Source organism: Pseudomonas sp. Z1-12, from assembly GCF_051132015.1.
Classification (GTDB): Bacteria; Pseudomonadota; Gammaproteobacteria; order Pseudomonadales; family Pseudomonadaceae; genus Aquipseudomonas; species Aquipseudomonas zanjanensis.
Genome location: NZ_CP071647.1, coordinates 3,600,875 through 3,612,896 on the forward strand (window position 1 = coordinate 3,600,875; position 12,022 = coordinate 3,612,896).

The following is a 12,022-nucleotide window of genomic DNA, read 5'->3' on the forward strand; positions in this document are numbered from 1 at the left end:
TGAGGCCGGCCCAGGCACTGCGGGGCGAGGCTCAGCTCAGCACCACCACTCCCCCCGGCAATTCGGTGCATTTGGCGCCGTAGGCATCGCGGATCAACAGCGCCACGCCCGCCAGTTGGTCGAGGCGAAAGCGTGCCTGGACCTTGCGCTGGCCCAGCTCGCGGTTGAGCAGCAGCAACATGCCGGGGCGATAGCGGTTGATTTCATCGATGACGCTGGCCAGGGTCGCGTCGTTGAACACCAAGACCTGCTCACGCCAGGCAACGGCCGCCGACACATCGGCACGCTCAGGAACGCCCATCTGGCCTGGGTCATAGGTCAACTGCATGCCCGGCTCCAAACGAAACCTTTGGCCTTTCACCTCGACCTGCACCACGCCCTCCAGGCAAGTCGCGCAGACGCTCTGGTCGGTGTAGCGGATGTTGAAGCGTGCCCGGGCGGCGCTGATCCAACCGGCGCCGGCCTGGACGCTGACCACCTGGGCACTGCGCCCCTGCACTTCTATCTCGCCACTGAGCAATTCCAACCCTTGCCCGCCATCGGCCAGCGAACGGTGACTGAGGCGAGTCTGGGTATTGAGTTCCAGGCTGACGCCCTCGGCCAGTTCCACCCGGCGCTGTTCGCCGACGTCGGTGACGTAGTCGGCCCCCAGCCCGGAGACACCGCCGGGCACCGTGGCGCGGATCAACAGGAACGCCGCCGATGCAGCGATTGCCCCACCCAACAACGCCCGCCGGCCGAAATGCCGGGGCGCCTGCAATGCGGTGGCGGCGGGTTGCAGCCCCTGCCACAGCGCCTTGGCCTGCTCAAAAGCCCGCGCATGCTCGGGGCTTTGCCCGCACCATTGGCGCAAGGCCCGGGCATCGGCCACGGTGGCACGTCCCGAGGTCAGCAGGATCAGCCAATCTCGGGCCTCGCTGGCCAATCGGACCTGGGGCGTGGCGTCTGGGGAAGCGATGCTGAAGATGTTCAAGCGCACACACACTCATGAAAGGGTCGGGTCTCTACTCTCAAGACGGTTTTCCCGCGCCGGGACCGAACCGCTGAATGACTTTTCTTTCCAGGCGCAGGGCGCAATGCCCCAGCGCCGCCTTGATTTCCTTCTCCACCATACGGGTGGAGATACCGAAGCGCTGGGAGATTTCCAAGTGCGGCGCTTCTTCCAGGCGGGCGGCGATGAAAATCCTGCGACGCCGCGCCGGCAGTTCGTACAAGGCCTTGAGCAACGTCTGCAATTCCTTCTGCCCACCCACCACCCGTGCCGGGTCCAACGCTTCATCCGAGACCTGCAGCAACTCCTCGATTTCATCCCCCGTGAGCAAGCGTGCATCGGCCTGCCGACGGTCAGCGGCAATGTTCAGGGCCATGCGATACAAATAGGCATTGGGCTGGGCGATGTCCGACGTGTCGACCATGCGATCGACCCGCAGGTAGGTTTCATGCAGCACATCGTTGGCCAGTTCCTCGGACCCCAGGCGCCGGCGCAAGCGCACCCGGAAATCCTCATAGGAGGTGAGGAACAGCTTCACCAACGGGCTGCGGCCGATGTCTTTCATCGCCCGGGCACCCCTTCCCCTGTTGTGCATTCCATGCTTCTTCCTGATGAGTCGGGTAACAAAAGCAGGGTCACCGGCTGGCGCAGCGAACTGGGCGCCGGGCGGTCGATCCTGAGGTTCTGCAAGCTATCGACCAAGGCCTTGTCCCGCATCAGGTCGCCCGTGGAACTGACCAGGCGGCTGTGCTGGACCACGCCGTCCCGGCCGATCCACATTTGCAGCACCGCCCGGAAACTGCCCGGGCGGGTCAACGGTGAACCACATAAATTGCGCTGTATGACCGTCTGGATGGCGGCTGCGTAGTTACTGTCACCCAAGCCCGGGGTAACGCCGGCAGGCAACGGCACCTCGCGGACCCGCACCGGCTGCAACGTAAACGCATCCGCCCGGGCATAATGCGCCGCCAGCCCGGTGCCGCTGAGCAACACCCGCAACCCTTCGGAAGGCGTGAACCGCCCCCGCACGCCCAACGTATGGCGCTGGTCCGATAGCTGCTGGTCAACCAGCACGGCCATGCCGGTAAAACGACTGAACTGTTCCAGCGCCGTGGTCAATTCCTGGGGCGCAATGTCCAGCTCTACCCAGTCGACTGCCTGGGCCGGCGCGCTCAGCAGACACAGCAACACCACCAGCCACCCCAAGGGCGCCCCGGTCAATCCACGCCCTCGTCCGCCCCCGGCTCTGCCCTGCTGCACGACTGACGTATCCGTTGAAAATCGTCATCCTGAGGGGTGTTTATGAATGTCGTATGACAACTGATACAAATCCTCCAGGCCGCACTAGACTGATGCCCTGACAACGAACCGTCTTGCACGGCGGACCAGGAGGTCGGTGATGAAACAGTGGATGAAAATGGCGGCAGGCCTCGGGCTGCTCATGGCCATGCCCTGGGCCCAGGGCGAAGAAGCCCCGGGCTGTATCGAGGTGACCGTCGGTGGCTACAAGACGCCCGACTACAACTGCCTGAGCCGGCAGATGGGCAATGACCCCGAGGCCGCAACCGCAGCGCAACGGGCCCAGGAGGCCATGAACGTGCCGGTCAACGAACGCGCGCCGAACAGCGTCGGCCTGGCGACCCCGGCGGCCACGGGGGTGCGCATGGGCAATACGTTTGGCACCTCGGTCAAGCCCCAGCGGCCGCCGGTACCGGCCAACACCTCACCGCTGCCCAAATAACGACACTGCTTTTTGTGGCGAGGGAGCTTGCTCCCGCTGGGCCGGTCCGACGCCTCGGGCGCAGCGGCCCAAGAATTTTGCGGTCGCTGCGCAACCGAGCGGGAGCAAGCTCCCTCGCCACAGGGATCACTTCAGAGTCTGATCCAGATAATCACCCCCCCGGACTCTGGCGAAAACTCACCGCCAGCCGGTTCCAGCTGTTGATGGTGCTGATCGCCAGGGTCAGGTCCACCAGTTCCTCCTCGCTGAAGCAGGCCCGGGCCTGGGCGTAGACGTCGTCGGGGACTTGGCTTTGGGCCAACAGCGTCACCGCCTCGGTCCAGGCCAGGCCGGCGCGTTCGCGGGCCGTGAAGAAACCGCTGTCGCGCCATACCGCCACCGCGTAGAGCCGCCGTTCGGTCTCGCCCTGGCGTCGCGCCTCCACCGAATGCATGTCGGTGCAGAAGGCGCAGCCATTGAGTTGCGAAGCGCGGATCTTGATCAGGTGCAGCAGCGCCGGTTCGATACTCAGGCGACTGGTCAGGGCTTCCAGGCCGATCATGGCCCTCATCGCCCCGGGGGATGCAGCATAGTAATCCAGACGCGGGCTCATGGCGGGCTCCGTGGCGTTCGAGCGTTCCACGGTAGGCCCTGGGGTCGGTCAATGACAGGTCCAATTCGGCGAAAAAACCGCAGACAACTCCAATCGGCGGGATTTTCCCCACGCAACTTCAACGCATTCGCACAATGCGAGTAATCTTGCGCTTTTGACGCTGGCCGCCGACCAATCGCCCAGGAGCTTGCGGGTATGGAACTTCATGTTGTCATCAACGGCCGCAAGGACCTGTCGGGCCAGTTGTATCAACAATTGCGCAGCGCCATCGAGAGCGGCCGCCTGGCCGCCGGCACCCAGCTGCCGCCCAGTCGCCTGCTGGCCGAGCAACTGGGTGTTTCGCGCAAGACCGTTTCCGACACCTACGCCCAACTGACCTACGAAAATTTCCTCACTGGCATTATCGGCAAAGGCACCTACGTCAATGCGCGGCCGGCCAAAGTGGTACGCAAGCAAAGCCACCGCGAACTGGCCGGTGCCGATGTCGTCGAGGCCTGGCGCACCATGCCCGACCTGATGCGCCATCCCACCCTCGAAGGTGCGCTGCGCTACGACTTCATCGGTGGCGCCACCGGCAAGGGCCAGTTTCCGCTGGACGACTGGCGGCGCTGCACCGCCCACGCGCTGCGCCAGATCGCCAGCGCCAAGGGCTTCTACAGCCAGCCCGAAGGCCTGTCGGCGCTGCGCAATGCCATTGCCCGGCATATCGCGTTTTCCCGCGGGGTCAATTGCCAGGACGAAGACGTCGTGGTGTGCAACGGCGCGCAGCAGGCCCTGGACTTGATCTCGCGGGTATTGACCCGTCCCGGCAGCCTGGTGGCCATGGAAGACCCCGGCTATCCGCCGGCGCGGTTGCTGTTCGGCTCCCAGGGCGCCACGGTGGCCGGGGTGCCGGTGGACGAACAAGGCCTGCGGGTGGACCTGATCCCCGACGGCACGCGGTTGATCTACGTGACGCCTTCCCACCAGTTTCCCCTGGGCATGCCCATGAGCCAGGCCCGTCGCGAGGCGTTGCTGGCGCGGGCCTATGAGTTGGGGGCGATCATCATCGAAGACGACTACGACAGCGAATTCCGCTACGAAGGCCGGCCCGCCGACTCGCTGCAAAGCCTGGATGAGCGCGGGATCGTCGCGTACGTCGGCACCTTCTCCAAGACCCTGTTGCCGGAGCTGCGGCTCGGTTATGCGATCCTGCCACCGGCGATCCTTGAAGCCGTGATCCTGGCCAAGCGCCTCACCGACCAGCACACCTCCACCCTGCCCCAGTGGGCGTTGGCGAAGTTCATCGCCGAAGGCTGCCTGCTCAAGCACATCCGCCGCTGCCACACCCTGTATGCCGGGCGCCGCGAGCGGATCCTGGCGCGCATGGCCGGGGACTTGTCACCCTGGTTCGAGGCCGTGCCGACCACCGCGGGCTTTCATATGGCGGTGTTGTGCAAGGTGCCGATGGACCTGGCGCTGGTGATCGAGCTGGCGAGAAAAGCCGAGGTCGGGCTCTACAGCCTCGAGGGTTTTTTCAACGATGTACCCGTGCGACCGGGCCTGTTCTTCGGTTTCGGTGCGATCGAAACCCTGGACATCGATGTCGCCCTGGACCGTTTGCGCGACATTCTGCAGCAGGTGGCTTGAGAATTGGACTGGGCATTTATCCGCCCATTGGCTGTTTGAGCCTCGCGCCGCCAGGCCTATCCTGCACGGGTGTCATTGATCGTGAATAACCACCGTCCGACTTGATTCAGGAGCCTGAACAATGTCTCGCCAAGTGATCAATACCGTACAGGTGCAAGCCGCCGCCGGTCGCTCGGAAGAACTGGGCCGGCAATTGCAGCAAATCGTCGAGACCTTGCGCGCCCTGCCCGGCTGCGATGCCTACCTGGTCGACCGTTGCCCCGACGATGGCGACCGCTGGAACGTCAGCGCCCGCTGGCAATCGGAAGCGGCCATGCAAGCCCACTTCAACTGTCCGGAAGTGCAAGGTTTCATCAGCCTGATCGACAACCGCCTGGCTCGAAGCGTGGATTTCAATAGTTTTCCGATTGTTTGAGCCCACGGTCCTATTCCCGCCAGGCACTTCACCTGTGGCGAGGGAGCTTGCTCCCGCTCGGCTGCGCAGCAGACGCAAGACTGTGATGGAACGCGCCGCCTGTTCTGGGGCGGCTTCGCCACCCAACGGGAGCAAGCTCCCTCGCCACAAAAGCTCCATCGGCCAATGGCTTCATCGACCCAGCCAATTGGTCTACCCACCTTCCGAAAGATTGGACGTTTGCTTGCCCCGCCTCGGGGCTTAGGGTGAGTCCATCGCCGCGACAGCGCGAAATCACTCGAAACCAAATAGGCCATCCCCCATGAAAACACTCTGTCTGCTCGCCGCCCTCAGCCTGCTGCCCATTACCCAGGCCTACGCCCACGAAGCCGTGCCTTCGGAGAAGGTCACGGTGTTGCAGGAGCAAATGCTGAAAAATGTTCCAGGTAAAAAAACCATGATGCTGACCGTCAACTACGCGCCTGGCCAAGCGTCCATTGCCCACAAGCACGAGGGCACGGCCATGGCCTATGTACTCGAAGGCGCCATCACTTCCCAGGTCAAGGGTGAGCCGGCGAAGACCTACAAAGCCGGGGAGTTCTGGTATGAAGCGGCGGGTTCCGAGCACTTGGTGTCGAAAAACGCCAGCGCGAGCCAACCGGCGAAACTGCTGGTGTTCATGGTGATGGGAGAGGATGAGGCGGTGTTGATTCCGTTGAAAAACTAACTGACCACAGCACAGCAGTCCCCCTGTGGGAGCGAGCTTGCTCGCGATGGCGATATATCAGTCAAGTTCAATGTCGCTGACCCACCGCTATCGCGAGCAAGCTCGCTCCCACAGGGGCCCACGGTGAATCTTAAAAACAAAAAAGCCCCGCATCTCTCAATGCGGGGCTTTTCATTCAACGTCGGATCAGTTGGCCGTCACGACCGCCTGACCGCTCATTGCCACGTCCAGCAGCTCGCGGTTGGCGACCGCATACATGGCGTAGTCGGTACCGCTGGCAGCACGGATGTCCACCAGCATGGCGCGCCAGCGCTCGACCATTTCGCGGTGCTGCTCCAGCCACAGTGCCAGGCGCGTTTCCACGTCCTGGGCGCCGTCGCCCTCTTGCAGGACCGAGATGGTGATCGCCCGCTGTTGCCAGTCGACATCGTCACGGAACGCTTCACGGGCCAGTGCCTGCCAGTTGTTTTCCACCGGCAGTGCGCTGATCTGTTGCAGGTACCAGGTGATGTCCAGGGCGCTGCCCACGGCGAAGTAAGCCTTGGCCACGTCGGCGGCGTTCTGACCGGTGACGTCGGCCGCCTCGATGATCGGCAGCAAGGTGTACAGGTGCGTCGTGCCGGCAACCATGCGCGCCAGCAGCTCCGGCACGCCGGCGGCCACGTAGGCCTGGTAGCGGGTCTGCCAGCCTTCGCGGGTCGGACCTTCCAGCAGTTCGTCGAGCTTGAGGCCCAACGCGGCCAGGTGCGGACCGAAGTGAGCGACGTCACGGGCAGCGTTCTGCTCGTTGCGGCGGCTGCGCAGGAACCAGCGCGTGGCGCGACGGCCCAGGCGCATCAGCTCGTCCATCAGCTCCAGTTGCACGTCGGCCGAGACTTGGTGGTCCAAGGCTTCGATCTGGCGGAACCAGTGCGGGAGATGGAAGATGTCCCGAACGATCACATAGGCACCGGCCACGTTCGCCGGGCTCATGCCCGTCGACTCTTTCAACCGCTGGACGAAGGTGATGCCCATGTGGTTGACCAGGTCGTTGGCGATCTGGGTGCTGACGATCTCGCGCTTCAGGCGATGACGACGCATGGCTTCGGAGAACTTGCTCACCAGCGTTGGCGGGAAAGCCGTCTCCATGTCACGGGTCAGGTAGTCATCGTCCGGCACCAGGGAGTTGAGCAGCGCCTCCTTGAGGTCAATCTTGCTGTAGGAGATCAGCACCGACAGTTCGGCACGGGTCAGGCCATGGCCCGCCGCGACACGTTCGGCCAGTTGCTCTTCCGTCGGCAGGAACTCGATGGCACGGTCCAGCTTGCCCCGGGCTTCCAGATCGTTCATCAGGCGCTTGTATTCGGCGATCCGCACGAAGGCGCGGCGTGCCGCCAGGGACAGGGCCTGGGTCTGCTTGTAGTTGTTGCCCAACACCAGGCCACCGACTTCGTCGGTCATGCTCGCCAGCAACTGGTTGCGTTGCTTGTCGGTCATGTCGCCGGCCTGCACCACTTCGTTGAGCAGGATCTTGATGTTCACTTCGTGGTCGGAGCAGTCCACGCCACCGGCGTTGTCGATGAAGTCGGTGTTGGAACCGCCGCCATTGAGGCCGAACTCGACGCGCCCCAGTTGGGTCATGCCCAGGTTGCCGCCCTCGCCCACGACCTTGCAGCGCAGTTCGTTGCCGTTCACGCGCAGCGCGTCGTTGGCCTTGTCGCCGACATCGGCGTGGCTTTCGCTGCTGGCCTTGACGTAGGTACCGATACCGCCGTTCCACAACAGGTCCACCGGCGCCTTGAGCAAGGCGTTCAGCAGTTCGGTCGGGGTCAGTTTGTCGGCCTTGATGTCGAAGCGCTCTTTCATCTGTGGCGAAATCGCGATGCTCTTCGCGCTACGCGAGAAGATACCGCCGCCTTCGGACATGATGCTGGCGTCGTAGTCGGTCCAGGCCGAACGCGGCAGGTCGAACAGGCGCTTGCGCTCGGCAAAGCTGCTGGCCGGCTCCGGGTTCGGGTCGATGAAGATGTGCAGGTGGTTGAAGGCCGCGACCAGTTGCAGCTTGTCGGACATCAACAAGCCGTTGCCGAACACGTCGCCGGCCATGTCGCCGACGCCCACCACGGTGATGCTGTCTTCCTGGACGTTGATGCCGCGCTCGCGGAAGTGACGTTGCACGCCGACCCACGCGCCCTTGGCGGTGATGCCCATTTTCTTGTGGTCGTAGCCGGCCGAACCGCCGGAGGCGAACGCATCGCCGAGCCAGAAGCCGTAGTCGATGGCGATGCCGTTGGCGATGTCGGAGAAGGTCGCAGTGCCCTTGTCCGCCGCCACCACCAGGTACGGGTCATCGTCGTCATGGCGCACGACGTTGGCCGGCGGTACCAGGGCGCCGTCCTTGAGGTTGTCGGTGATGTCCAACAGGCCCGAGATGAAGATGCGGTAGCAGGCGATGCCCTCGGCCGCGATCTCGTCCCGGCTGCCGCCCAGTGGCAGGCGACGCGGCAGGAAGCCGCCCTTGGCGCCCACCGGCACGATCACCGAGTTCTTCACTTGCTGGGCTTTTACCAGGCCCAGCACTTCGGTGCGGTAGTCTTCTTCACGGTCGGACCAGCGCAGGCCACCGCGGGCGACGTTGCCGAAGCGCAGGTGCACGCCTTCGACCCGTGGCGAATAGACGAAGATTTCGAACTTCGGCACCGGCTTCGGCAGTTCCGGGATCAAGTGCGGGTTGAACTTGAAGCTGAAGTAGGACTTGTTCTGGCCGTTGGCGTCGGTCTGGTAGAAGTTGGTCCGCAGGGTCGCCTTGATCAGGTCCAGGTAACGACGCAGGATGCGGTCTTCGTTGAGTACCTGCACCTCGTCGAGGGCCGAGAGAATCGCTTGCTCCAGGCGCAGCTGCTTGTCTTCCAGGTCATCGCCGCTGAGCTTGCGCGCCAGGTAGAAGCGGGTCTTGAACAACCGGGTCAACTCGCGCGCGATGTCGGTGTGGTTGTTCAGGGTGCTGGCGATGTAACCCAGGTCGAAGCCCAGGCGGATCTGCTTCAGGTAGCGGGCGTAGGCACGCAGCAATGCCACGTCGCGCCATGGCAGGCCGGCGGTCAGCACCAGGCGGTTGAACGCATCGTTCTCGGCATCGCCACGCACGATGTGGACGAAGGCGTCCTGCAAGGTGTCGTTGAGTTGCTGGATGTCGAGGTCCAGGCCTTCGGCGGCGGTGAAGGCGAAATCATGAATCCAGAATTCGCGACCGTTGGTGTGGCGCAGGCGGTACGGGAATTCACCCAGCACGCGCAGGCCGAGATTTTCCAGGATCGGCAGCACGTCGGACAGCGCCAGCGGCGTGTCGGCGTGATACAGCTTGCAGTGCAGCTCGCGCTGGCCGGAAACCTGGCCCAGCGGCTGGTAGAAGCTCATCACCAGCGGATTCTTTTCGTTCAGGCTCAGCAGGTGCTGCATGTCGACCACGGCCGAATGCGCGGCAAAGCGCTCGCGGTAGCCGGCCGGGAAGCCTTTCGGGAAATCCGACAGCACGTTGGTGCCCTGGGCTTCGCCGAAACTCTCGATGACCAGGCTGGCGTAGTCGTCCTTCCAGCTGCGGCAGGCCTGCACGACTTCTTTTTCCAGCAGCAACGGGTCGATGTCGATGCGGTTCTTCGGGTCCACCCGCAGGATCAGCTGTACGCGAGCCAGTACGGACTCGGAGAAGAAGGTCCAGAACTCGCAGTCCGAGGCCTTCAGGCGATCCATCAGCACTTGCTGGATCTTCTGGCGCACTTCGGTGGAGTAGATATCACGCGGCACGTAGGCCAGGCAGTAGCAGAAACGGCCGTACGGGTCTTTGCGCAGGAACACACGGATCTTGTTGCGTTCCTGGATCTGCACGATGGACATGACGGTGCTGAACAGCTCGTCCACCGGGGTCTGGAACAGGTCGTCGCGAGGCAGCACTTCGACCACCTGGGCCAGTTCCTTGCCCAGGTGCGCCTTGGCCTGGAAGCCCGAGCGACGCTCGATTTCCGCGACCTTGCGGCGGATGTACGGGATGACCCGCACGCTCTCGCCATACACCGAAGAGGTGTACAGGCCCATGAAGCGGCATTCCTTGATGACCTTGCCGTTGGCGTCGATTTCACGGATCGACACGTAGTCCGGGTAGGCCGGACGGTGCACGCGGCTTGGGTGCGCGGCCTTGGCGAACGACAGCGGCGTCGGTTCGCGCAGGTAGGCGACGGCGTAGTCTTCGATGCGCAGGTCTTCGGCGGTCAGGCCGGCGCGCAGTAACTTGGTCAGGCCGAGGAACGAATCGGGGTTGTACTCGATGTGGCCGCCATCGGCTTCATCGCGCACCACGAACTCTTCGTAGCCCAGGAAGGTGAAGTGGTTACCCACCAGCCATTCCAGGAAGCTCTTGATCTCGCTCTTTTCATCAGCGTCGATGGCGTAGGCGCTGCTGTCCAGGCTGTCGAGGATTTCCTGGACCTTGGCTTTCATCGGTTCGAAATCGGCCACGGCCACGCGCACTTCGCCCAGCACTTGCTCAAGTTCCTTGCTCAGGACGTTGAGTTCGGCGGCGTTGGCGCAGCGGTCGATCTCCAGATACATCAGCGACTCTTGCAGCACGTCGTCGCCCTGGGTGCCCTTCGGCAGGATCTCCAGCAACTCGCCCTTGCTGCCGCGACGCACGCTCAGGACGGTGGTTTGCAGGGTATGGATGCTGTAGCCGCGACGGTTCAGTTCGGTGCGGACCGAGTCCACCAGGAACGGCAGGTCGTGGTGCAACACTTCCACGGCCGTGTGGGTCGACTGCCAGCCGTGGCGTTCGTAATCGGGGTTGTAGACGCGCACCTGCGGTTGCGTGTGGTCGAAGCGCTCAAGCAGGCGCCAGGCAGACAGGGTGCAGCCGGCGAGGTCGGACAACCGGCGCTGGGTAAGTTCATCGAGGGAAATGATGCCGAAGAATTGTTCAGCGAACAGCGCCACTTGTGGCAGTGCCTGTTCACTGATGTGCTGCGCCAGTGCCGCTTGCAGTTGGTGCTGGAAGTCGGCTTTGCTGGCTGCGGTGAAGAACGCCATCTGTGGTACTCCGCTTGGGCTTGTTATTGATGGTAGCGTCGCGTGCAACCCCTTTCGGGGCCGTCGGCCATCCCGTTCCTGATTCTCGGGCAGAGGAAACAGGATGACAGGTGGGTGAAGCTGGACAGGACCGGCAGGTCACATCCTTTTCCATGTAATTTCATGTCATGGACACCTGCAAAAATCACCCCGGGGTGGACTTTGCAGGTGCACATCCGTTGCGCAGCTTAACGAGTGCGACATCCTGCCTGCTTGCAGCGCTGCGACATATTCGGTCATCGGCTCGCTAAACAGCCGGTGCGCACCGAACAACCCTAGCAGGCTGGGGACCAAACGGCACCCCGAGGCGGTAAACCAGCAGAAAATCCTTCAGGCTGGCAAAATCCACTTTTTGCACCCCGCCGGTGCACTCGATCCTGGAGCATCACCATGCAAATGACCACCGCCCTTCTGATCGCTAACCCGTGCGACGACGAAGAAGACAACATGGCCATGCTCTGCTGCCACAGCGCCCAGGGCGAAATGTTCCTGATGACGCGCTACCCCGACGAAGACGAACTGGAAATCGCTCTGGATGGAGAGCCTTCGACCCTGGACGGCGTCAAGGTCACCCTCAGCCCGACCCGCTTGCTGATTGAGATTGCCCCGGCGGATGCCGATGCGTTGAATGGCGACGATGTGCTGGAGATCATCCACGACACCGATGCGGCGGACCTGGCGGAAGTGGAACTGACGTTGCAGAACATCCTCAAGGGGACGGGGACCTATATAAGCCAGCTCTGAGATCTGGACACGAACACGCTCCGTGGCATCAGCCCCCCTGATCCAAAGGCCCCCCGTGGCGAGGGAGCTTGCTCCCGCTGGGTTGCGCAGCAACCCCAAAACCAGGCGCT

Annotated in this window: 10 protein-coding genes; 5 read left to right on the top strand and 5 right to left on the bottom strand. The window is 63.2% G+C overall.

Annotated elements, in window-relative coordinates:
• Positions 1-31: 31 nt before the first annotated feature.
• Genes J3P85_RS15245 through J3P85_RS15255 form a run of 3 tightly spaced genes read right to left on the bottom strand, consistent with a single transcriptional unit; the run spans position 32 to position 2,185 of the window.
• The gene (locus J3P85_RS15245; RefSeq protein ID WP_434706381.1) at positions 32-973 is read right to left on the bottom strand and encodes a FecR family protein; all 942 of its coding nucleotides are present in this window, start codon (positions 971-973) and stop codon (positions 32-34) included.
• A 37-nt stretch (positions 974-1,010) separates the two neighbouring features.
• Positions 1,011-1,556 (bottom strand): sigma-70 family RNA polymerase sigma factor, encoded by a 546-nt coding sequence (locus J3P85_RS15250; protein ID WP_053119708.1) that lies wholly within the window; start codon positions 1,554-1,556, stop codon positions 1,011-1,013.
• Entirely contained in the window at positions 1,553-2,185 is a 633-nt protein-coding gene (locus tag J3P85_RS15255; RefSeq protein WP_186704980.1) for a secretin and TonB N-terminal domain-containing protein, read from the bottom strand. Before J3P85_RS15255 ends, J3P85_RS15250 begins: the two co-directional genes overlap by 4 nt.
• Positions 2,186-2,390: 205 nt before the next feature.
• Here J3P85_RS15255 and J3P85_RS15260 point away from each other — a divergent pair, with 205 nt between their 5' ends.
• Positions 2,391-2,732, top strand: a complete 342-nt coding sequence (locus J3P85_RS15260; RefSeq protein WP_434702228.1) for a hypothetical protein — start codon at positions 2,391-2,393, stop codon at positions 2,730-2,732.
• Positions 2,733-2,883: 151 nt separating this feature from the next.
• On the opposite strand, the gene J3P85_RS15265 is transcribed toward J3P85_RS15260, so the two are convergent.
• Complete coding sequence (locus J3P85_RS15265) at positions 2,884-3,324, bottom strand: carboxymuconolactone decarboxylase family protein (RefSeq protein ID WP_186704905.1); 441 nt, start codon at positions 3,322-3,324, stop codon at positions 2,884-2,886.
• Positions 3,325-3,519: 195 nt separating this feature from the next.
• On the opposite strand from J3P85_RS15265, the gene J3P85_RS15270 reads away from it, so the two are divergent.
• The 3 genes from J3P85_RS15270 (at position 3,520) to J3P85_RS15280 (ending at position 6,074) form a co-directional block, all read left to right on the top strand.
• Positions 3,520-4,953, top strand: a complete 1,434-nt coding sequence (locus tag J3P85_RS15270) for a PLP-dependent aminotransferase family protein (protein WP_434702230.1) — start codon at positions 3,520-3,522, stop codon at positions 4,951-4,953.
• 121 nt (positions 4,954-5,074) lie between these two features.
• Positions 5,075-5,368 (top strand): putative quinol monooxygenase, encoded by a 294-nt coding sequence (locus J3P85_RS15275; protein WP_122566412.1) that lies wholly within the window; start codon positions 5,075-5,077, stop codon positions 5,366-5,368.
• Positions 5,369-5,669: 301 nt separating this feature from the next.
• Positions 5,670-6,074, top strand: a complete 405-nt coding sequence (locus J3P85_RS15280) for a cupin domain-containing protein (protein WP_434702232.1) — start codon at positions 5,670-5,672, stop codon at positions 6,072-6,074.
• Between the two features lie 186 nt (positions 6,075-6,260).
• On the opposite strand, the gene J3P85_RS15285 is transcribed toward J3P85_RS15280, so the two are convergent.
• Entirely contained in the window at positions 6,261-11,129 is a 4,869-nt protein-coding gene (locus tag J3P85_RS15285) for an NAD-glutamate dehydrogenase (RefSeq protein ID WP_434702233.1), read from the bottom strand.
• A gap of 429 nt (positions 11,130-11,558) precedes the next feature.
• On the opposite strand from J3P85_RS15285, the gene J3P85_RS15290 reads away from it, so the two are divergent.
• Positions 11,559-11,912: a hypothetical protein gene (locus tag J3P85_RS15290; protein WP_046062747.1), complete on the top strand. Its 354-nt coding sequence runs from the start codon at positions 11,559-11,561 to the stop codon at positions 11,910-11,912.
• Positions 11,913-12,022: the final 110 nt, after the last annotated feature.

Bases quoted from the DNA above. Each gene is read 5' to 3' on its own strand.
- J3P85_RS15260 (WP_434702228.1), top strand. From the start codon at position 2,391: ATGAAACAGTGGATGAAAATGGCGGCAGGCCTCGGGCTGCTCATGGCC.
- J3P85_RS15280 (WP_434702232.1), top strand. From the start codon at position 5,670: ATGAAAACACTCTGTCTGCTCGCCGCCCTCAGCCTGCTGCCCATTACC.
- J3P85_RS15275 (WP_122566412.1), top strand. From the start codon at position 5,075: ATGTCTCGCCAAGTGATCAATACCGTACAGGTGCAAGCCGCCGCCGGT.
- J3P85_RS15270 (WP_434702230.1), top strand. From the start codon at position 3,520: ATGGAACTTCATGTTGTCATCAACGGCCGCAAGGACCTGTCGGGCCAG.
- J3P85_RS15265 (WP_186704905.1), bottom strand. From the start codon at position 3,324: ATGAGCCCGCGTCTGGATTACTATGCTGCATCCCCCGGGGCGATGAGG.
- J3P85_RS15285 (WP_434702233.1), bottom strand. From the start codon at position 11,129: ATGGCGTTCTTCACCGCAGCCAGCAAAGCCGACTTCCAGCACCAACTG.
- J3P85_RS15250 (WP_053119708.1), bottom strand. From the start codon at position 1,556: ATGAAAGACATCGGCCGCAGCCCGTTGGTGAAGCTGTTCCTCACCTCC.
- J3P85_RS15290 (WP_046062747.1), top strand. From the start codon at position 11,559: ATGCAAATGACCACCGCCCTTCTGATCGCTAACCCGTGCGACGACGAA.